The sequence below is a fragment of the Pseudoalteromonas sp. JSTW genome (assembly GCF_013423925.1).
GTDB classification, from domain to species: Bacteria; Pseudomonadota; Gammaproteobacteria; order Enterobacterales; family Alteromonadaceae; genus Pseudoalteromonas; species Pseudoalteromonas lipolytica.
Window position 1 is genome coordinate 22,872 of the sequence record NZ_CP058973.1, and the last position, 20,149, is coordinate 43,020.

Annotated in this window: 20 protein-coding genes; 8 read left to right on the forward strand and 12 right to left on the reverse strand. The window is 42.2% G+C overall.

Annotation, left to right across the window (positions count from 1 at the left end):
• Window positions 1-201: 201 nt before the first annotated feature.
• The 4 genes from GZH31_RS16430 to GZH31_RS16445 form a co-directional block, all read right to left on the reverse strand.
• Complete coding sequence (locus tag GZH31_RS16430) at window positions 202-927, reverse strand: YebC/PmpR family DNA-binding transcriptional regulator (RefSeq protein WP_036972571.1); 726 nt, start codon at window positions 925-927, stop codon at window positions 202-204.
• A 174-nt stretch (window positions 928-1,101) separates the two neighbouring features.
• Window positions 1,102-1,719, reverse strand: coding sequence for an HAD family hydrolase (locus GZH31_RS16435; RefSeq protein WP_118844984.1), 618 nt, complete (start codon window positions 1,717-1,719; stop codon window positions 1,102-1,104).
• 133 nt (window positions 1,720-1,852) lie between these two features.
• Entirely contained in the window at window positions 1,853-2,350 is a 498-nt protein-coding gene (locus GZH31_RS16440) for a DUF6702 family protein (protein ID WP_180311817.1), read from the reverse strand.
• Window positions 2,350-4,788 (reverse strand): M1 family metallopeptidase, encoded by a 2,439-nt coding sequence (locus tag GZH31_RS16445; protein WP_180311818.1) that lies wholly within the window; start codon window positions 4,786-4,788, stop codon window positions 2,350-2,352. The genes GZH31_RS16440 and GZH31_RS16445 overlap by 1 nt, the downstream gene beginning before the upstream one ends.
• Window positions 4,789-5,049: 261 nt before the next feature.
• Here GZH31_RS16445 and GZH31_RS16450 point away from each other — a divergent pair, with 261 nt between their 5' ends.
• The 5 genes from GZH31_RS16450 (at window position 5,050) to GZH31_RS16470 (ending at window position 11,278) form a co-directional block, all read left to right on the forward strand.
• A complete protein-coding gene (locus tag GZH31_RS16450; protein WP_036972578.1) occupies window positions 5,050-5,286 on the forward strand; it encodes a hypothetical protein in 237 nt (78 codons plus the stop codon).
• A gap of 135 nt (window positions 5,287-5,421) precedes the next feature.
• Window positions 5,422-5,658 carry a hypothetical protein gene (locus GZH31_RS16455; RefSeq protein WP_036972579.1) on the forward strand — a complete coding sequence of 79 codons (237 nt, stop codon included), beginning with the start codon at window positions 5,422-5,424 and terminating at the stop codon, window positions 5,656-5,658.
• A gap of 68 nt (window positions 5,659-5,726) precedes the next feature.
• Window positions 5,727-6,959 (forward strand): exonuclease SbcCD subunit D C-terminal domain-containing protein, encoded by a 1,233-nt coding sequence (locus GZH31_RS16460; protein ID WP_180311819.1) that lies wholly within the window; start codon window positions 5,727-5,729, stop codon window positions 6,957-6,959.
• Window positions 6,956-10,606, forward strand: a complete 3,651-nt coding sequence (locus GZH31_RS16465; RefSeq protein WP_180311820.1) for an AAA family ATPase — start codon at window positions 6,956-6,958, stop codon at window positions 10,604-10,606. Before GZH31_RS16460 ends, GZH31_RS16465 begins: the two co-directional genes overlap by 4 nt.
• Window positions 10,607-10,615: 9 nt before the next feature.
• Entirely contained in the window at window positions 10,616-11,278 is a 663-nt protein-coding gene (locus GZH31_RS16470; protein WP_180311821.1) for a class I SAM-dependent methyltransferase, read from the forward strand.
• A gap of 417 nt (window positions 11,279-11,695) precedes the next feature.
• Here GZH31_RS16470 and ggt read toward each other — a convergent pair whose 3' ends face one another.
• The 5 genes from ggt to GZH31_RS16495 form a co-directional block, all read right to left on the reverse strand.
• Window positions 11,696-13,393, reverse strand: a complete 1,698-nt coding sequence (gene ggt / locus GZH31_RS16475; protein ID WP_180311822.1) for a gamma-glutamyltransferase — start codon at window positions 13,391-13,393, stop codon at window positions 11,696-11,698.
• A 114-nt stretch (window positions 13,394-13,507) separates the two neighbouring features.
• The gene (locus tag GZH31_RS16480; RefSeq protein WP_074988428.1) at window positions 13,508-14,320 is read right to left on the reverse strand and encodes an ABC transporter substrate-binding protein; all 813 of its coding nucleotides are present in this window, start codon (window positions 14,318-14,320) and stop codon (window positions 13,508-13,510) included.
• A 29-nt stretch (window positions 14,321-14,349) separates the two neighbouring features.
• Window positions 14,350-14,718 (reverse strand): response regulator, encoded by a 369-nt coding sequence (locus GZH31_RS16485; protein ID WP_036972586.1) that lies wholly within the window; start codon window positions 14,716-14,718, stop codon window positions 14,350-14,352.
• Window positions 14,719-14,792: 74 nt separating this feature from the next.
• Window positions 14,793-15,332 carry a hypothetical protein gene (locus tag GZH31_RS16490; protein ID WP_036972587.1) on the reverse strand — a complete coding sequence of 180 codons (540 nt, stop codon included), beginning with the start codon at window positions 15,330-15,332 and terminating at the stop codon, window positions 14,793-14,795.
• Complete coding sequence (locus GZH31_RS16495) at window positions 15,329-15,781, reverse strand: YaiI/YqxD family protein (RefSeq protein WP_036972589.1); 453 nt, start codon at window positions 15,779-15,781, stop codon at window positions 15,329-15,331. Before GZH31_RS16495 ends, GZH31_RS16490 begins: the two co-directional genes overlap by 4 nt.
• Window positions 15,782-15,897: 116 nt before the next feature.
• Between GZH31_RS16495 and GZH31_RS16500 the strand changes: the two genes are divergently transcribed.
• The gene (locus GZH31_RS16500) at window positions 15,898-16,419 is read left to right on the forward strand and encodes a lipocalin family protein (protein ID WP_075593466.1); all 522 of its coding nucleotides are present in this window, start codon (window positions 15,898-15,900) and stop codon (window positions 16,417-16,419) included.
• A gap of 173 nt (window positions 16,420-16,592) precedes the next feature.
• Here the strand turns inward: GZH31_RS16500 and GZH31_RS16505 are convergent, their stop codons facing one another.
• Genes GZH31_RS16505 through GZH31_RS16515 form a run of 3 tightly spaced genes read right to left on the reverse strand, consistent with a single transcriptional unit; the run spans window position 16,593 to window position 18,864 of the window.
• On the reverse strand, window positions 16,593-16,928 hold the full coding sequence (locus GZH31_RS16505; RefSeq protein WP_036972590.1) for a DUF3325 domain-containing protein: 336 nt from the start codon (window positions 16,926-16,928) through the stop codon (window positions 16,593-16,595).
• On the reverse strand, window positions 16,925-18,526 hold the full coding sequence (locus tag GZH31_RS16510) for a PepSY domain-containing protein (protein WP_180311823.1): 1,602 nt from the start codon (window positions 18,524-18,526) through the stop codon (window positions 16,925-16,927). Before GZH31_RS16510 ends, GZH31_RS16505 begins: the two co-directional genes overlap by 4 nt.
• On the reverse strand, window positions 18,523-18,864 hold the full coding sequence (locus tag GZH31_RS16515; RefSeq protein WP_036972593.1) for a hypothetical protein: 342 nt from the start codon (window positions 18,862-18,864) through the stop codon (window positions 18,523-18,525). The genes GZH31_RS16510 and GZH31_RS16515 overlap by 4 nt, the downstream gene beginning before the upstream one ends.
• Before the next feature lie 206 nt (window positions 18,865-19,070).
• Between GZH31_RS16515 and GZH31_RS16520 the strand changes: the two genes are divergently transcribed.
• A complete protein-coding gene (locus tag GZH31_RS16520) occupies window positions 19,071-19,763 on the forward strand; it encodes an aspartate/glutamate racemase family protein (RefSeq protein ID WP_065979210.1) in 693 nt (230 codons plus the stop codon).
• A gap of 9 nt (window positions 19,764-19,772) precedes the next feature.
• Window positions 19,773-20,135, forward strand: a complete 363-nt coding sequence (locus GZH31_RS16525; RefSeq protein WP_180311824.1) for a VOC family protein — start codon at window positions 19,773-19,775, stop codon at window positions 20,133-20,135.
• The last annotated feature ends 14 nt before the right edge of the window (window positions 20,136-20,149 follow it).

Consider the following 20,149-nt stretch of genomic DNA (forward strand, 5'->3'; position numbering starts at 1 on the left):
TCTATACAGTCGTTAGTGAGCGCTGTCTTACACGCTTGCGACTCATGTTATCCCTACAATAATTCAGTATTTTTTCAGCTTGATATTGTTATTTAACGGAATAAATACAGTGAATAATGGCCATTCATCGGCTAATAAAAATTGATCAAAAAAGGGGCATTTGTTATCAAATGCCCCTTTTTACGTGCTAATTTTTTAAAATTAGTTTTTGACAATCGCATTGTGATAAACGTTTTGAACGTCATCACAGTCATCTAACATCGTGATGAACTTTTCAAAATTAGCAATATCATCTGGATCAGTGATCTCAGTATGTACTTGTGGAACAAACGTGATTTCGTCTATTTCAAATGTAATACCTTCAAACGCTTCTTCAAGTGCTGTTTTTGCTTTGTAGTATTCTGTATGCGGTGCAAATACTGACACTTTGCCGTCTTCTACTTCGACATCCGTCACGTCAACATCAGCCATCATTAGGGCTTCGAGTACCACTTCGTCATCTTCGCCAGCAAAACCAAGAACCGCGAAGTGATCGAACATGTGCGCGACACAACCAGGCGTCCCAATTTTTGAGTCAGTTTTAGTGAACGGTAAACGCACATCTTTAATTGTGCGGTTAGGGTTGTCTGTTAAACAGTCAACAATCACCATACAGTTACCTGGGCCATACCCTTCGTAACGTGCTGGAGAGTAGTCTTCCCCTGCTCCACCGGCTGCTTTTTTGATGGCATTTTCGATTACATGCGCAGGAACCTGATCACGCTTTGCACGTTCAATAATGCGTTTTAATGCTTGGTTTACTTCTGGGTCGGGTTCACCATTCTTTGCAACAACGTAGATCTCTTTACCGTACTTAGAATTTACTTTTGTTTTTGCATTGGCCGTTTTAGCCATGGCGTTTTTGCGGACTTCAAATGCTCTGCCCATCTTATGCCTCTATGAATACATTTGATAATTGCCGATATTTTAGCAATTCATTGTCGCTTGGGCTAGTACCAGGTCTGTTTATCGTTCTCGCTAAAATAGACAACGACTGTGGCGACAACCTTGAATGTAAAAAATTAAGTAAACGATGCAGAAATTAATTAAAGGAAGGGCTATTTAACATAACACTTTATTTTGTTGAAATGCGCCAATTAAATTAGGTAACTCTGAAAAATGATGCAGTATGTAATCTGCCTGATCAGCATAGTCAGGAATGTCATCTGGCGCATACAAACAAGCACGCATATTCGCATTATGTGCCGCTTGAATATCAAACAAATAATCGCCAACATACAACAGCTCTGATTTATCAAGCTCCCAAAGCGTTGCAATCGCATTGAGCGCACTTGGATCTGGCTTTGCTGGCGCATCTGAGCGAGTCAGCACTGTTTCAATTGGCAAAGGGTTATTTTTAAGTTTGATTGCTGCAGCACGGTCATAATTACGCGTTACAATAGCCATTGGAATATTATTTTCTTTGAGTGCAGTAACCGCACTGGCAACACCTGGCAATAAATGCGAGTGCTGCGCATCTAAAAGCTCATGTTGATGCACGATGTTCATCGCTTCTTCGCGCATATAAGGTGAAGGTAAAGCGGCTATGAAGGCTAACAAATCTTTTTCAAGCGGGCAGCCAACTTGCGCTTTAATCAGTGAAAAATCGAGTTCTGACGAAACCAAGGTGCCGTCTAAATCGAAAATGACACCACGTATATTGTTATCATGGATATTCATATAAATCCCTGTATATGAGAATTGGGGGAAAATTTTAAGACCCATTAATAAGATAGTGTACGATAACCGTTAATTAAAGGATCAAAGGATTAAAAAATAGACTTTTTCAATCCTTTTTTATCGGATAGGGTTATTATTTAATTGACTCAAATTTAGCTTCAAGCCAGTTATCATCTTGGCTAAAGGTAAGTGTTTTCACCTTTCCTTTGCCTTCAATATTAACCATATTGACCTGTGCAGGCCATAAATCACGTAACGCGCCATTGCTCATACGAATCCCTTTGATGCCTTCAGGGATGGTAACTTCTTGGTAAACCCAAAAGAACTTACCATCAACTTGCGCTCCCACTTTTTTAAGCTCAAGTGGCTTTCCCTCTAAGGTTTGCAGTGCAATGTGTGACTCAACATAATCAGCAAAACGCTTTTGATCTTCTTTGTTACTTAAGATATCGGCATTGCCATTAAACAAATGTTCAACAGCATGCTCCGTATCGTGCAAATAAAAGCGATGCATTAGCTCTATGTTATTAGTGCGTTTATTAAATAATACCGTAGTCACAGACGCTTTTAACTGGTGCGCCATCGTTGGCGCACTCAGTAATAAAGCGAAAATAATGGCTATAAAGCGCATTATTTTTGCTCCTCAGCATCTTTTTCGTCGTCTATTTTCAGCTCAGTTTTAATATCTTGCATGATATCACGGCTCACTTTCGCTTTACTCTTCTCACGCTTATACACTTCGATACGCGATGGAATAATACGACGAGGGTAGTTATTGTTTTCCACATCAACATCGGCTGTTTCCCAGCGAGGGTCAACCGTAACAGACACTAAGTTTTTACCTTTTTCAGTAATAATTAGCTTTTGTACGTGCTTGTGGTTACGACGCCAGATTTCAGCCGGAATGTACTGTTCTTCTTTCGTGCCATCTTCATAGGTCAGCTCTAATAAGATAGGCATCACTAAGCCACCTAAGTTTGAAAACTCAAGCACATAGTAGTTTTTATCTTCCTTAATTGCACGTTCAAACGTTTTACGCTCCCACGGCTCTAACCCCTTAAGGAACTTGTTATACGCGTTACGTTCTTTGTTAGTCACTGTAAAGCGGTCGTTTTCGTCATAGAAATCTGTGACATCTGGGTTTTCTTCAACCCATAACTTTTTGCCTTCTTCTTTATTGCGTTTAACGAATAATGGCATTGGTTTATCAGCTTCAATATCGCGAAGACGATTAAAGTCGATATCAGGATTCTTTGTGTCTAAACGCAGTTGATAAACCTTGTCTAACGAGATATCAACATGGTCTGTGGTGTAGAACCAACCACGCCAGAACCAATCTAGATCAACCCCTGACGCCTCTTCCATAGTACGGAAGAAATCTGCAGGAGTAGGGCGTTTGTACTTCCAACGCTGCGCGTACTCTTTAAATGCAAAGTCAAACAGCTCACGACCCAGAATCACTTCACGTAAAATATTAAGTGCAGCAGCAGGTTTAGTATACGCATTAGGTCCTAAACGTAATACGCTGTCAGACTGTGTCATAACGGGTACTTGGTTTTCAGACTTCATGTATTCAACAATATCACGCGGCTCAACACCCCAAGGGATTGTGTGGTCCCATTCGCGCCCCGCAACACCATCTAGGAAGCTGTTTAGACCTTCGTCCATCCACGTCCACTGACGCTCGTCTGAGTTAACAATCATCGGGAAGTAAATGTGACCGACTTCGTGGATAACAACACCAATTAAGAAACGTTTTTCAGCTTGAGAGTAAGTACGGGTGCCATCGTCTTGAAGCTCTGTACGCGGACCATTAAATGTAATCATGGGGTATTCCATCCCTCCAACAGGGCCATTAACTGATTGAGCCACAGGGTAAGGGTAGTCAAACGAAAAGCGTGAATACACTTCCATCGTGTGCACAACAGCTTCGGTAGAATATTTCTTCCACAGGTCACCGCCTTCTTTCGGATAGAAAGACATTGCCATCACTAACGGCTGTTCTTTACCACCTTGATGGTAGCCTTTTGCATCCCACATAAACTTACGTGATGATGCCCATGCAAAGTCACGCACGTTCTCGGCTTTAAAGTGCCATGTTTTGGTTTTGTCGGTGCCTTCTTTCTCGTTCTCAAGTGCTTCTTCTTCGGTCACGATAAATACAGGGCGCTTAGCGTTTTCAGCTTCTTCAAGACGATTACGCTGCGCACGTGTTAATACACTGCCTGGGTTATCTAGCTTACCTGTTGCCGATACAATGTGATCCGCAGGAACGGTGATTTCGACATCATAATTACCAAACTCCAGTGTAAACTCACCGCTTCCTAAGAACGCTTTGTTAGTCCATGCTTCATAGTCTGTGTACGCAGCAAGACGCGGGAACCACTGTGCTAATAAAAAGATATCGTTGCCATCTTCTTCAAAGTGTTCATAACCTGAACGTGCGCCTACCGCATCCTCTTCAACAATGTTAAAGGCGAAGTCCATGCTGAACTCAACGTCTTTACCCGGTTTAAGCGGCTCATTTAGGTCAATACGCATTAAGGTATCAACCACGGTTACTTTAAGCTCTTTTCCGTCTTCGTCTTTAACATTGGCGATTTGAAAACCTAGCTCGTTGTCGGCCATAAATTGCTGACGACGTAACTGGCCTAAGCTCAATTTAGTGGCTTTCGGCTGAGGGTCACCTTGCAATGTTTTACCATTGAAAGTAGCGGTCATCTCAGCAATTGAATCAGATTTAAAAATATTTTGGTCTAATTGCAACCAAAGGTACTTTAATGTGTGAGGTGAATTATTCTTATATTCGATAGTTTGACGCGCTGTTAAGCGACGTTTTTTCTCATCAAGGTTTACATCAATGTCGTAATTTACTTGCTGTTGCCAGTAGTTTTCGCCGGGTTCACCCGCGGCGCTACGGTATACGTTAGGCGTTGCAAGTGCTTCATCAAGTTGACGGAACTTGTCAACAAATGAGCCTTTTGTTTGCTCAACAGACGACCCCATGACTGCGGTTGATACTGCTAAAGGCAATACCAAAGCACTCAAAGTAATAACTGCTTTTTTCATTGTTAATCCTGTAAAATATGCGTGAGCGTAACATCTCAAACCACTAACAAAATTTCAATAAAATCACGATAAAGTGCGGGTTTTTTAGGGTAGTATTCGCGCTTTCCTAGCCTGTATTTTTCAATCCTTTCATCTGCTATTAACAAAACTGTAAAGCCCCTTTACAAACCTAACAGGTTCAGTGCTAATTCATACCCCCGTATTACACTTAAAATATAGCGAGGTTGCTTATTTTTTGTTTAAAGGTAAGAGGGGACTTAAATGAAGTTTTACATTGTAAAAAAAGACTCTCGATTAGCTGCTATTCCAGCAGAAGAATCGGTTTTAAACGAATACAAAGCACGCGGATTTGAGTTTGTAGAGGTCATTGCCGCTCGCGATGAACCCGATGCACTATCGCGTACCACTCCCCATGCAAAACGCCCTAAAAAATGGCTGTTTTATGGCTCAACGCTGGTTATTTTGAGTCTAATTGCAATTATTTTCGCAATAAAGTAGTTTTTGCGACATTTTCTATTGAAATTTACTGCTGTTTGTATTTAAAATCGCCCACTTTTTTCGATTTGGGTGTTTATGTGTGTCTATTTATACCCAAAAAATGTTTCGGTAATCAGCATAGAATTCGGTGAGCGTATGGATTTTTACATCCTAAAAAAACAACAAGAACTAATTGCAATTCCAGCGGACGAACAAAATTGTAAACAATACCTAGATTCGGGGTATTTCTATATCGACAAAGTAGCGGCATGTAATGAAACCAATGCCCTTAAAGTTTTACAGGCCAAACAAACAAAGGCTATCAAAGTGCCCTTAATAATGGCATTGCTTGCTTTGCCAATGGTGTTGTTTGCGTGGTATAGCTTAAGTTAAAAACGAGGCTGGGCATCGAGGCTCAGCTTAGGTATATTGACGCTCTTAATAAATAATAAGAGCGTTTAATGAAAGTCCTTCATACTTCTGATTGGCATTTAGGCCAACAATTCTACGAACATTCCCGCTTCGAGGAACATCAGGCTTTTTTAAACTGGTTAACGGAGACTCTCGCAGCACAGCACATCGACTTATTACTCGTTGCTGGCGATATTTATCACACGGCGACACCGCCTGCGAGTGCTGAAAACCAACTCTACCAATATATTAAGAACACCAAACAACGTTGCCCAGATTTACACATCGTGATTATTGCTGGTAATCATGACTCGGCAAACCGTATCATGGCTGCAAAACCCTTACTGGCTCAATTTGATACGCATGTGGTGGGTCGGTTCGATACCGCAAGCCCAAAGGATGTCGTACTGCCTATATCAACAAAAAATGGCCAAGCACATGTTGTTGCCATGCCATTTTTACGAAGCAGCGATTTAAGTCATTATAATCGCCAAGAAGAGCAACCTTTAAGTTACAACCAAACAGTGGCACTGGCTTATAAAGATGCACTAAATGCTGCCAGTGAGTTACCGAAAGCGCCGCTAATTGTAATGGGACACCTCCATGCAAAAGGCGGCGATATTTCGACAGACTCAGAGCGAAACTTAGTGATTGGCGGTGAAGAAGCGATCTCTGCTAATATTTTTAGTGAACAGGCTGATTACGTAGCCCTTGGTCACTTGCATAAAGCACAAACCGTCGCCAAGTCTGAGACCATTCGCTACAGTGGCACCCCCATGCCGATGTCCTTTTCTGAGCGCCGTTACCAGCACCAAGTTATGTTAATTGAGCTTTCTGATTCAAGTTGCACTGTAAACCCCCTTTACATACCGAGCTTTTGTAAAGTCATACTGCTCCCCGAAAAAGACTGTGTGCCGCTGAGTGAATTGTGTGAGCTGTTGAGTGAACTTGATTTAAGCGATGAAAACTTAGCGCCCTATTTACGCGTTAAACTGAGCGCTCACGACACCGACACCACGTTTAGAGAGCAAATTGAACAAGCGCTGGCAGGTAAGCAGCTTAAGTTTTGTGGGATTGAACGGGTGCGACAAGAGCGCAATCATCAAGACGATGAGCAAGCCTTGTTTGACGATGTGTCGCAAATCGAAGCCCTCAATCCGCATTCGTTGTTAGAGCAAGCCTTTGCCAATCATAAAGATATGGCAGGGCAAGCAGTGCCAAAAGAGCTCGAAGACTTATTAAGCCACGTTATCGATGAGTTGAATACGGAGGACGTGCTATGAAAATTTTAGCGATACGTGTTCATCAATTGGCATCCATTGTCGATGCCGAAGTCGATTTTACAGCTTCGCCATTAAAAGAAGCCGGGCTATTTGCCATTACGGGTGATACTGGGGCAGGTAAAAGTACGTTACTTGATGCCATTTGTTTAGCACTGTATACCAAAACCGCGAGACTTCGTGGCGACACAGGTAATAAAATTGACTTTAATGGCGATAATATCAAGCTCAATGACTCGCGAAATTTATTACGCCGTGGGGCAGGGCTGGGCTATGCCGAAGTGGACTTTATAGGCCAAGATAAACATCACTACCGTGCTCGCTTGAGCTTTAGCCGCGCACGGAACAAAGCGAATGGCAAATTACAACAAGCGCAACACACGCTTCATTCATTACCTGACGAAACCTTAATTGCCGATAGAAGTAATGCCAGCAAAGAAATAGAGCGCATTATTGGTTTAAGCTTTGATCAATTTTCGCGGGCGGTGTTACTTGCCCAGCATGAGTTTGCAGCCTTTTTGAAAGCAACAGGGGATGAACGGGCACAACTGTTAGAATGCTTAACTGGCACCGACAAATTTAGTCGTATTGGGCAACGCATATTTGAACGTCACCGCGAACAACAACAGGCTCTTGAGCAATTAAAACTGAGCTTGGCGAACTTTAAGGTATTAAGCCCCGAAGAGTTAACAGCTAAGCAAGCTGAGCATCAGTCGCTATTAACGAAGCAAACTGAACTACAAAACCAAATAAAGCAGCTGGAGCAATACCAAACTTGGTATAAACAAGCGGCGTATTTATCAGAACAAATAACGCAAGCAGAACACACAAAGCACCAAGCTGAGCTGCAATTACAACAACTTGAAGACAAGGCAAAGCAAGCCAAACAAGCGCAGCAGTGCTTAGAAATAAAAGATAACCGTGAGCGCACAGCCACAATTAAAGCCCAGCAAGTGCAGCTTGTAGAAAACCGTGAGCAACTTTTAAAAATTGATCATAACGCCCTGATAAGTGACGCAGAGCAAACGCTAAACAAACACACTGAGCAGTTAAAGCAAGCGAAACAAACGCAAAAAGATGCTCAGCCAATCATTAGCCAAGCACGTGAGTACGATAAACAACTGGCGGTATTGAACCAACAAACACACGCTCAAAAAGCGCAACTCGAAAAAGCGAACCAGCATAACACCGAGCTGAGCAATAAACTTAATACGGCAAAGGCTGAGCAACAACAGCAACATCAGCAACAACAAGCGCTCACTAATTGGTTAGCGACACATGCACAATGGCAACCATTAGCGAAAGACTGGTCATATTATAAAAGTGAATTAAGCCGCTTTAATCAACTGCAGCTTCGTATTGATAAAACAAATCAAACGGTCAAGTCACTTCAGCCTACGGTGACTGAGCAGCAACACAGTCGTCAGCAATTACAAAAACAGTATCAAGCGCTTGAGCACGCACTAAAAACGCTGAATGAACAAGACGCTAGCTTCAAAGACCGGTTAAATAGTCAGTCTATGACCGACATAGATGCACAACTAGAGGCGATTAAACACCTTATTGAAAAGCGTCAACTGTGGCAAAGTAATCAGCAACAATTAAAAGTGTGGCAAAGCCAATCAGACACCTTAAATCAAAATAAACAACAGTTACAAACAGCCCTCAGCGCGATAGGGCAGGATGTAGAAAACGCCCAACAACAGCTGACACTATGTGAGAAAAACTTACAGCAAATTCAGTTAAGAGCCAGTGAGGGGGTCAGCCAATTAAGAGCCACTTTAAAAGCGGGTGAGCCATGTGCTGTTTGTGGTTCGACTGAACACCCGTTTCAACATGACGTGGTTAATGCGCAGTTTAGTCAGCTTATTAATGATTTTACTGAGCAGCTTAATAGTGCCAAACAGCACTTAAATAATCAGCAAGCTTTACAACAAACAAAAAGTAATGAGCTGACAGCCTGTACTCAGCAAATAGCGTCATTAGAGGGGCAGGTGAGTGAACTCGCCGACCAACAGAACACGCTCAAACAGACCATGGCGGCAAATCGTACAGAGCTGAATGATTTAACAGAGGCGCAATTAAACGAGCGTCAGCAGCAGCTCACGAGCCAGAAACAGCAGTATTTTAAAGTGCTTGAGCAACAACAGCAGCTGCAAACATCATTAACAGCCAAACAAGCAGAGTTTAATCAAAAAGGGCAAGCACTGCATGCAGCAGAGCAAAAACTGAGTGAAACACAGCAGCAACTCAACACTGAACAAGCGCGTTTAAACGAGCTAAATGCAGAGCATCAGCAACTGCATACCACACTCGACGACACCTTTAAAAATGCCCCTTGGTGGCAACAGCTCAATGAGCAGCAGGTGTTATTAGAGACTATTGCAGAGGATGTGCAACGCTATCAAGCGAAACTTCAACAATCAGATGAGCTAACGAAGGCTCTAACAAGCACTGAGCAAACCATCGCGCATTTACTGCCTCAGCAACATGAAGCAGCAGAAGCGAAAGCTAAGTGCACTGCGCAACTTGCCCATACCGAGAACGAGCAGGCTGCTTTGCATGAAAAACGCATTACCTTGTTTGCCGATGCGAACATGTCGGTCGATGAGTATATTGCACAACTTGAACAGGCCATTGACTCGTTACAACAAGCGGTGCAACAGGCTCAGCAACACCTAAGCAATGCGGTTAAAGCGCGTGACGAGCACGCTATTCAAATAAGCCACTTAACGATGCGTGAAAAAGAGTTAAGCGATGAACAAGCCGCGCTTGAAAAACGATTCACGCAGTGGTTTAGCGAGTTTAAAGCACAGCATCCTTCACTTTCTGAAGACGCAATTACAACGCTTTTAAGCATCAGTAGCGAATCAATAAAGCAAACACTCAACGAGCACCACGCGGCAGAAAATGCGCTAAAAGAAACTCAAGCAGCTTTAAAACAACTGCATTCATCGCAGTCGGCGCATTTAAAAGATCAGCCAAAGCACAGCGAAAGCGACACTGAAACTGAACTTACTAACGCCGTTAATGCCCAGCAACATACGAATCAATCGCTGATGCAAGTGGGTAGTGAGCTGCACACGCACCAACAAAATAGCCAAGCATTAGCAGATAAACAGCAATTATTAGTTCAACAGCAAAAGCGCTACGAGCACTGGCATTTACTTAATAAAGTGCTGGGTGATGCCAGTGGTAAAACCATGCGTAACTTAGCGCAAACGCAAACTCTCAAAATACTGCTGCATTATGCCAATAGCCACTTACACACTTTAAACAAGCGCTACAAATTAACGGCTATCGGGCAAACGCTGGATATTGCCATCATTGATAAAGACATGGCCGATGAGCAGCGTTCTGTTAATACTTTGTCAGGCGGGGAGTCGTTTTTAGTCTCGCTGGCACTGGCTTTGGGGCTTGCCTCGTTGTCATCGAATAAAGTGCAAATAAACTCTTTGTTTATCGATGAAGGGTTTGGTACGTTGGACAGTGAAACGTTAAGCATCGCGATGGATGCTCTCGATTCGCTGCAAGCACAAGGCCGTAAAGTAGGGGTTATTTCGCATGTATCTGAAATGACCGAACGCGTGGCTACGCAGGTACATGTAGCGAAAAAACCCGGTGGTTACTCAACCATCTCTGTTATTTAAAGGATTAGCATGCCAACTTTTAATTATGAAGAAGCCAGTCATTACGATGAGCGCATAACGCGTTTAGTGCCAGGGTACGCGTTATTACACCAAGCAACCGCAGCGCAACTAGTCAGCACGCTCGACAACGACGCGTGTATTTTAGTGATTGGTGCAGGCACCGGAAAAGAGATCATAGAACTTGCTAAGCTCAACGCAGGCTGGCGTTTTATTGCGCAGGATATTTCACAAGATATGTTGGATATCGCTGAGCAGCACTTTAGCCAACATAACATCAGTGACCGTGTAACGGTTCATTGTGGCGATATTAACGATATTGATGCAAGCGCCGATGCAGCATTATGTTTATTAGTCATGCACTTTGTCGAGGACAATGGCGATAAAAAAGCGCTGTTAAAAGCGATTAAAAGCAAGCTTAAAAAGCAGGGCAACTTATTCATTGCCGATTTAATGCGCCCTGAAACGCAATTTGAGCGCGAATCACAACTACAGCTTTGTACTCAGCTAGGTTTAACCGATGCCGGCAAAGAGCGCACCCGACACAATCTAGAACATGAGTTTTATCCATTAGACCGTATTCGTTTTTCAGAATTAATGAATGAAAGCGGATTTAGCACCCCTAAACAGTATTTTAAAGTGCTGGGTTTCACTGGGTATGTGATGGGGAGTTAGACTCTTTAAGTTTTAAGCTTTGAACTTCCATTGTCAGCGCGATCATACCATTCCGCTTAATTAAGTGGTCTATTTTGAGGCAATAAAACCGCGTTGATAACAAGGCAAAAATTTAGTTATTTAGTTGTTCTAAATCAGAAATTTTTAACGTAGGTAGCGACTGGTTTAATCACTCAAAATGATTAAGTATTTTTGCGGAATGGTATTATATATCGCGCAACATACGCACGCTCGCACACGAAGTACGGTTCACCTCTAAAGTCAGTCTTACTGGGGTAGGTAGATAGATAGGTATATAGGTAGGTATGTCGATAACTTATAAGCCACGCAAAGCGAGTCTCACAGCGAGAGTTAGACGCGGCTTTAAGCCGCGTCATCAATCAATTGCAACGCAATGATTTATTACCTTATATTGCCTTAATACCCTGCGGCGTGGCCGTCTTTGCGGGTTTCAGATGCGCCATAGTACACCCCTGTTTTAAGGTCTTTTAAGATAGCTTGATAACCGCCATATGGTCCAACAGCGTCTTGCAAAGTGTGGCCTTTTTTCATCAGCTCACGGCGAGTTTCCATCGAAAAACCTGATTCTAAACTCACAACGCCTCCGTCTTCCATAATTTCGCCTGTAGGCTGTGATGAGCCACTGTGCAGAATGCGTGGAGCGTCACCAGCCTCTTGTAAATTCATGCCAAAATCAATCATGTTAATTAAAATTTGCGCATGCATTTGCGGTTGTGTCGCACCGCCCATTACTCCGTAACTCATGTATGGCTTGCCATCTTTGGTCACAAAGGCTGGAATTATCGTGTGGAACGGACGTTTACCCGGCTCATATTGGTTCATATGGCCTTTTTTAAGTGCAAACATTTCTCCTCGGTTTTGCAATACAAAGCCCAGTTTAGCGGGGGTCATACCTGAGCCCATACCACGATAATTACTTTGAATTAATGACACCATATTGCCGTCTTTATCGGCCGTCGTCAGGTAAATAGTATCGCCTTCTACTGGACCCGCATGATCACGTTTTGCCGCTTTATTTGGGTCAATCAGCTTGCGTCTTTCATCGGCGTATTGCTGAGAAATCAAGGTCTGCACGGGAATAGTATTAAACGCAGGATCGGCGTAATATTTAGCGCGGTCTGCAAAGGCCAGTTTTTTTGCCTCAATAAACGTGTGAACATACTCAGGGCTATCAAAACCCATACCTTTAATATCGTATCCTTCTAATATATTTAGAATTTGCTGAGCGGCGATGCCTTGGCCGTTGGGCGGTAATTCCCATAACGTATAACCGCGGTAATCTGCACTGACAGGTTTAACCCATTCACTGTGGTGTGAAGCTAAGTCGTCGTACGATAAATAACCGCCATTTTCTTTCATATAACGGCTAATTTCTTTTGCAATATCCCCTTTGTAAAAAGCATCACGTCCTTCCTTCGCTATTTTACGATAGGTATTTGCAAGGGCAGGATTTTTAAAAATATCGCCTTTTTCTGGCATCGCCCCATTTGGCATGTATACGTCTTTAAACCCAGGGTATTTTCCACGCGCATCAACACTTTTTTGCATGTAATAGGCAATCAATTCAGAAACGGGAAAGCCTTTTTCAGCATAATCAATTGCTGGCTGAAGTAAGGTTTTCATCGGTGTTTTACCAAACTTATTATGTAATTCAAACCAGCCATCCACAGCGCCTGGCACAGAAACAGGCAACGGGCCATAGGCGGGGATCATATCGCCTTGTGCCTTTAAGGTGTCGAATGTCAGGCTTTTCGGTGAGCGGCCAGATGCATTCAAGCCATATAACTGTTTGCTTTTATTGTCCCAAACAATGGCAAACAAGTCGCCACCTATACCACACCCTGTCGGCTCTACAAGCCCGAGTACGGCGTTGGCTGCAATTGCTGCATCAATGGCATTGCCCCCGTCTTTTAACACTTGTAAGCCAACCTGTGTGGCTAATGGCTGCGACGTTGCAACCATACCTGATTGCGCAATAACTTCTGAGCGACTGGCAAAGTTATGCCCTGTGATACGGTCGTAAGCCTGTGTCGTGCCAGCAGCGCCTAAGCATACCGCTAACACAAGCCCTTTTAGTAGTGGCGTTGGATTCATGGTTATTTCTCATTTTATTGTTTTATTCACTATAAAAAGCAAAGTCACTGTAAACAATGGTTTTGCTACCGAGGGCAAAAAAACGCGATTGAATTCGTAAACAGCACCCGATTATTAATAAACAGCCGTACCGTAAAAACACCTATCAACCGTAGGAGAGGTTTGCACATGAGGGTACTTATTAGCAGGGACAAACTTTTCAACAATGGGGGCTATTTGCCCATTTTCTTTCATGGTATCGAGTGCGCGCTGAAGTGCGCTGACCACACTAGCTGGAGCAGATTTGTTTAAAGCCAAATAGTTTCCCCCTAAAGCAGGGTGGTTAAGTTCAAGCACAGGTATCACTTGATCAGGGTTTAAAGCCACTTTTTGTAATTGTGTTGCAAGCGTCATGGAAGAGCCAATTAATAAATCATGCTTACCACGTTTAAACATATTTAACTCTTCAAATTTACCTGAGTAGGTTAAAAAATGATGCCCTTCAACTAACTGTAAGTCTGTAAGTACGGCTTGATAAACATCGCCGCGTGATACGCCGATTGTGTAATTAGTTAATAAGCGTGAACTTGTCAGCTCAATGTCTGTGCGCTCACTTAACCTATATAAACAAGATTGCCCCGACACCAGTGGACCAACCCATTGAAACTGAGCTTCTCTTTGTGCTGTTCGAGACGTTGAAAAAATACCAGAATACGGCTGCTCAAGCGTTTTTGACATCGCTCGTCTCCAAGGCAACACCTGTATCACACATTTTAATTTTGCGTGCTTACAAAGCGTCTCAACTATTTCAGTATTAATACCCGTCGGTTGATTATGTTCCTCAAAATTATAAGGAGGAAATGATTCGGTATACAAGGTTAATGGCTGTGATTCAGCCAGTGCTGCCCATGTGAAAAATAAACAGAGTGTGGCTGGCCAGTTCTTCATCGTAATTAACTCCAGGCTTATTCGGTTTATTACGCAGGTTTAACGATTCTACTTAGCTGTTTTTGCAGCGTGTTGAGACAAAATGGCTTAATGATAAAACCACTGACTTTAGCGGCAATCATGTCAGTGACTGTTTGCTTGCTATCCTCACACGTCACCATAAGAACGGGTAAATCGTCAAACTCGGGGGTTTCGCGAATGTGATTAAGTAAACACTTTCCATCCATTTTAGGCATATGTAAATCAGTGATAACTAAATCAAAATGCTGCTTTTTTAACAACTCTAACGCTTGCGAACCATCCGTTGCTTCTGTTATGTCGTTGTAATCAAGGCTACGTAGCATGTTTATCAAAACATGACGCATTAAGGGCATATCATCAACGACAAGGATTTTCATATAAAGTGTAGTCCGTTTTACATTACCTTAAAGCTTAGTTTGCAAGCCAAATAACGCAATGATAAGGCAGACTTTTACGCGAAAATATCTGCAACCAACTGACTAAGCCGCGCAATTTTAATATTACTTAATTGCCTATAATCAAAATAGGGGCACACAATCACCTTATCTTGCTTATTAAAGGCAAACTCTTCATCAAGCCAAGTGAGCTGGCTAGATAATAAACCTAATTGAACAAGGCTTTTTGCATACGTGCGCCCAGCGATAATGTGTAATTTATCCGTGTTGTCAAATACAGGAGGGCTAAACAGCAACGCTGTGTGACTGTGTGCTTGGAGTAAGCGCGTATCACGATAGGTTTGCCAATTGGCAGAACATTTAGCAAACTGAAAATATTCGCTCGGCAGCGCAAACAGCACTTTTGCATACACATTAAAGACTTTTCGCCAACCATTTCCACAAGCCTGATTAATGTCATCTATTTGACCAATTTGCATAGCATGTAAATGATCAATATTGTGCCAAGGCACCATCGGCGGACGTTTTTCTATGTACACAGCAACGTTAAATGCACTGTCACCAAAGCCCTGTAAAGAGTGTTGTTGCTGAATCATGATGATTTTTGAGCAAGAATTCGATCTAAGTTATTAGCAAAATTCTGACGGTCAGCTTGGCTCAACGGTGGCGGCCCACCCGACATTTCGATACCACTTGAGCGCATTGTGTCCATAAAATCACGCACATTAAGGCGAGAACGTATATTTTCTGTTGTATACAGCTCACCGCGGGGATTTAACGCCTGTGCATTTTTTTCAATCACTTCGGCTGCCAGCGGGATATCACCCGTGATAACCAAATCACCGGCTTCGACTCGCTTAACAATTTCGTTATCGGCGATATCGAAACCAGACGATACTTGCTGACGAAAAATGTACTTAGACGGCGGAACACGCATAGCATGATTAGCCACTAATGTAGTGACTGTTTGCGTTCGTTCTGCAGCACGAAATAAAATTTCTTTAATAACAACGGGGCAGGCATCTGCATCAACCCAAATCTTCATGGTTTTCTCTATTTAACTATTCTAAGCTTAGGTAGTTTAACGTAATTAAACTTATTTACCGCTATTAACGTATTAAATTCTTTAATTTTAAAAGGAGTGAGCGTGTGCAGAACAGCATAAAATTTATATTTCTACTTTTCTTTACGACCCTGTTATCGGCTTGTACAGGAGTGCCTGACAACATAAAACCCGTTAATGATTTTGAACTAAATAAGTACACCGGAACATGGTACGAAATAGCGCGCCTTGATCATTCATTTGAACGCGGTTTAGAAGGGATAACCGCACAGTACTCAGTCAACTCTGATGGCACTGTTAAAGTTATTAATAGAGGCTATAACACCTCAGATAAAAAGTGGGAACAAGCAGAGGGCAAGGCTAAGTTTGCCGATAAAAATGACATTGGTCATTTAGAAGTCTCATTTTTTGGCCCATTCTACAGCTCCTATGTCATTTTTGAGCTCGATAAGCAAAACTACCAATACGCGTATATTACTGGCTATAACAAAGAGTATTTATGGTTTTTATCAAGAACCCCGACAGTCACCAAAGAGCAGCTAGACGACTTTAAAAATACCGCCAGACAATATGGCTTTAAAACAGACGAGCTTATTTTTGTTGAGCATGAAGGGATGTAAAGGGGCTTTACACGCGTCTTTAAACTATCACGAATGTGCAACACAATTGTCATGGAAAAGAGGCACACTGTGCGACATTAAATTGAACATGACATGTGATCCCCAATTTAATCCCCTGCTCGGGTAGGCATTGCCTACCCTTTTTTTTTGAGATCAGTTTTTTACTAACTTAACTAGAAAATCATCACTGAAAGCCCACTTAAAACCAAAACAGACACATTTATTGCGCTGATGTGTTTTACCCATGAGACCGTAAAACTATATAAAATCATAAGCATAAGAACACTTAGCGCCATATAACCACAAAATAATAATGCGCCGTATCCGCCTTCACTCATCACACTCAGTCCTAAACTTAGTAAAATAGTGATCCAGCCAATCGTTAAAAATCTATATCGCTGTTTCTCAGTAAGTTTCTTTTTAAATACATCGCGAAAATGATTAAACTTTGCAAGTGCAAAACAATTAAACGCTAAAAAGCAGAGACTAAATTGCAGTAATTCCATCATCCTTGTTGCTCCTTTATCTGCCTGTTTTTAAATAAATTGCCTTTTTCTTTTACGTTGCCATGGCTAGGTATTTTTCTGCTTTGAACAATAAACATCAAACCAGCGCAGATAAACGCACTATCAATGCCAAATAGCGCCCATTGCTGAGTTAGTAAATAGCTGATCCAATTTCCCTCTGTTGTAAATGCATTAATTAAAGGGATTGAAAAACATGCCACCGCATTTAACCACGCAGCTAAGCGCCAATGTGACTGAGTACGTCCAAACAAAGCCAAAACAGCAATGAATAACCACGCTAAGAAAAAGGCTAGAACCTCTTTATCGGCACGTGCGGCTAACTCTATAGGTAGTAATCGGTTCGCGATAAAAAATGCACACGTTGCAAAGGGCAAGCCCATTAATGTAGCTAAATTTAACGTTTCAACAAGTTTCAAGCCACGGTGTGCTGATTGTTCAGGCTTCATGCGCTCTCTTAAACGCTTCGCCCACATCATGCAACCAGTCGCAATCATGGCACAGCCAGCAACCCCACATAAAAAGTACAGCCATCGTAGTAATGGCTCAGCTAATCGCCCACTGTGAAGCGCGGTCATTGAGTCGTAAAATTGTGCCGATGCACTCCAGTCTTCACCTGATTGCGCGTCTATTTGCCCTGTTACACCATTAAATAAATAACGAGGACCATTATCGACCACCTCTTTAGCTGTCGCCAGATAGACAACGATTTGTGATGACGCCGTATTGGCATTACGAACGAATACATGGCTTATATCGGCATTAGGGTACTTAGTATAAATCTGATCTAAAACCTGATTTATTGCCACCATGGGGCGGTGTTCATCGGTTGGCGCCGCGCGCTTATTAACCGGTAAGGCTTCATTAAACATCTGACTTAATCCCTCTTCATACACGGTTTCTGCGGGGTAAGGGAACAACATAAAAATCAGTGTGATGATACCTGTGTAAGTAATCATAATATGAAAAGGAAGCGCCAAAACAGACGACACGTTATGCGCATCTAACCAGCTTCTACTGCCTTTATTACGACGAAAAGAAAACATATCTTTAAAAATACGCTTATGAATTACGACCCCCGTGACAAGCGCAACCAACATAAACATTGAAGCTAAACAAACAAGAATACGCGCAGTAAACACATCTATATAATGCAAATCAAAATGCAGACGATAAAAAAAACCGCCGCCTTTAGTATCACGTGGCTCAGGAACTGGTTCCAGTGTATTTGGGTCTATATGAGTGTAATTAAACGGAGCACGACGTTGACCTGGTTGCTTAGGTTCTGCATAGCCATAACTTAAAACGGGGTTTCGCGAGTCGGGCATGTTTATACGCCACGAAAGAGAGTTAGGTGCTTTTTGCTGTAAATCTGCAAACACATCGTTAATTTGCTTTGCTTGTGAAGCAACACGGTGCTCTTGATGACGTACTTGATGGATTTCAGGCTTAGCCCAAAAACTAATTTCGTCTTTAAAGAAGCTCAACGTGCCTGCGAAAAAAATTAAAAATAAAAGCCAGCAAACTAATAAACCTACCCACGTGTGTAACCACGTCATTGAACGGAAGAAATTCTCTTTCATAGCCATCCCTTAATCAAAGCCAGTACGAATAATTGCAGACTTGTCGTTAGTAAAATGGTGATCCAAACGACCTTCAGTGACTTAACTGCAAACACCCATATGAACACGCAGCAATAAAAAAAGACCGATAAGGTTGTGGTCAACAACACACTGTCGAGTTTATTTAGCGGCAATAAGACCGCCAGTAATGAGATAAATACACTGGTAAAAACATAACCCCCTAAGATGGCAGCAACAAAACGAAAAAACACAGCAACACGATATGACAGGCTCTGTGAACGTTTTTTAGCGCCTCTTGGTTCTTTAGCTTGCCCAGCTTGTAAGGACTGAGAGTGCATGATAATCCCTTAAAAAAAAGTTAAACGAGAAGAAAACGCATTATTATATAGTGACAAAACCAAAAAGATAGTGATTATCATTTGCGTAACCGTATTTTATAAAGGAACGATTTAAAACCCGATTTCATAGTTAGTAAAATAATGATCTGCTAGCTTTGTTTTACACAATAGCCTATGGTGTTATGCACACAGCAGAAGGAGTTATAATGCAAACAATCGGATTAATTGGCGGTATGAGTTGGGAGTCGACACAGAGCTACTATCAACTTTTAAATCAGGGAGTTAAAGATAAGCTTGGTGGTTTACATTCAGCAAAAATAGCCTTAGTTAGCCTTGATTTTGCCGAAATAGCAACGCTTCAACAACAGCAAAACTGGCCTAAAATGGCAGAAATATTAATAAATGCGGCTCAGCAAGTTGAGGCTGCGGGTGCTGATTGTTTGCTTATCTGTACTAACACCATGCATAAGCTTGCAGAGCAAGTTCAAGCAGCTATCTCGATTCCTCTTTTACACATTGCCGATGCCGTTGGAGAGCAGCTTACAGCGAGTAAACACAAAAAAGTCGCATTACTAGGTACGTCATTTACCATGGAGCAAGATTTTTATACACAGCGCCTCAGTGACAAATTTGGAATTGAAGTGCTAATTCCTGAGCCAGACGAACGCGCGGTGATCCATGAAATTATTTATACAGAGCTCTGCATAGGTATCATAAACCCAGACTCTAAAGCCGCTTATTTGAGAATTATCAATCAACTATACCAACAAGGTGCAGAAGCAATTATTTTAGGTTGTACCGAAATAGCCTTGCTAATTCAACACACTGATACCGCCATTCCGTTATTTGATAGCACCGCATTGCATTGTTCAATGGCGCTTAAGCACAGCATAAACTAGGAGACTATTATGTCGAATCACCACAGTCTAAATTATGTAGAATTCGCCGCTAAAGATTTAACCGCTACCAAAACTTTTTTCCAGCAGGTATTTAAATGGAAATTTACTGACTATGGCCCCGAATATACAGCCTTCAGCTGTGAATCAGCAGGGCTTGATGGCGGCTTTTATCAAGCACCCTTAACCAGTTTAACGAGCAATGGCGGGGCGTTATTGGTACTTTACTCTAACAATATTAAAGAAACCCAAGCTCAAGTTGAGAACCTCGGCGGGGTTATTATTAAACCATTATTTGATTTCCCAGGAGGTTGCCGCTTCCACTTTACAGAACCCAGTGGCAACGAGCTTGCCGTGTGGTCAAAACAAGCATAGATCAGATTTTTACT

Bases quoted from the DNA above. Each gene is read 5' to 3' on its own strand.
- GZH31_RS16430 (WP_036972571.1), bottom strand. From the start codon at position 927: ATGGGCAGAGCATTTGAAGTCCGCAAAAACGCCATGGCTAAAACGGCC.
- GZH31_RS16435 (WP_118844984.1), bottom strand. From the start codon at position 1,719: ATGAATATCCATGATAACAATATACGTGGTGTCATTTTCGATTTAGAC.
- GZH31_RS16440 (WP_180311817.1), bottom strand. From the start codon at position 2,350: ATGCGCTTTATAGCCATTATTTTCGCTTTATTACTGAGTGCGCCAACG.
- GZH31_RS16445 (WP_180311818.1), bottom strand. From the start codon at position 4,788: ATGAAAAAAGCAGTTATTACTTTGAGTGCTTTGGTATTGCCTTTAGCA.
- GZH31_RS16450 (WP_036972578.1), top strand. From the start codon at position 5,050: ATGAAGTTTTACATTGTAAAAAAAGACTCTCGATTAGCTGCTATTCCA.
- GZH31_RS16455 (WP_036972579.1), top strand. From the start codon at position 5,422: ATGGATTTTTACATCCTAAAAAAACAACAAGAACTAATTGCAATTCCA.
- GZH31_RS16460 (WP_180311819.1), top strand. From the start codon at position 5,727: ATGAAAGTCCTTCATACTTCTGATTGGCATTTAGGCCAACAATTCTAC.
- GZH31_RS16465 (WP_180311820.1), top strand. From the start codon at position 6,956: ATGAAAATTTTAGCGATACGTGTTCATCAATTGGCATCCATTGTCGAT.
- GZH31_RS16470 (WP_180311821.1), top strand. From the start codon at position 10,616: ATGCCAACTTTTAATTATGAAGAAGCCAGTCATTACGATGAGCGCATA.
- ggt (WP_180311822.1), bottom strand. From the start codon at position 13,393: ATGAATCCAACGCCACTACTAAAAGGGCTTGTGTTAGCGGTATGCTTA.
- GZH31_RS16480 (WP_074988428.1), bottom strand. From the start codon at position 14,320: ATGAAGAACTGGCCAGCCACACTCTGTTTATTTTTCACATGGGCAGCA.
- GZH31_RS16485 (WP_036972586.1), bottom strand. From the start codon at position 14,718: ATGAAAATCCTTGTCGTTGATGATATGCCCTTAATGCGTCATGTTTTG.
- GZH31_RS16490 (WP_036972587.1), bottom strand. From the start codon at position 15,332: ATGATTCAGCAACAACACTCTTTACAGGGCTTTGGTGACAGTGCATTT.
- GZH31_RS16495 (WP_036972589.1), bottom strand. From the start codon at position 15,781: ATGAAGATTTGGGTTGATGCAGATGCCTGCCCCGTTGTTATTAAAGAA.
- GZH31_RS16505 (WP_036972590.1), bottom strand. From the start codon at position 16,928: ATGATGGAATTACTGCAATTTAGTCTCTGCTTTTTAGCGTTTAATTGT.
- GZH31_RS16510 (WP_180311823.1), bottom strand. From the start codon at position 18,526: ATGAAAGAGAATTTCTTCCGTTCAATGACGTGGTTACACACGTGGGTA.
- GZH31_RS16515 (WP_036972593.1), bottom strand. From the start codon at position 18,864: ATGCACTCTCAGTCCTTACAAGCTGGGCAAGCTAAAGAACCAAGAGGC.
- GZH31_RS16520 (WP_065979210.1), top strand. From the start codon at position 19,071: ATGCAAACAATCGGATTAATTGGCGGTATGAGTTGGGAGTCGACACAG.
- GZH31_RS16525 (WP_180311824.1), top strand. From the start codon at position 19,773: ATGTCGAATCACCACAGTCTAAATTATGTAGAATTCGCCGCTAAAGAT.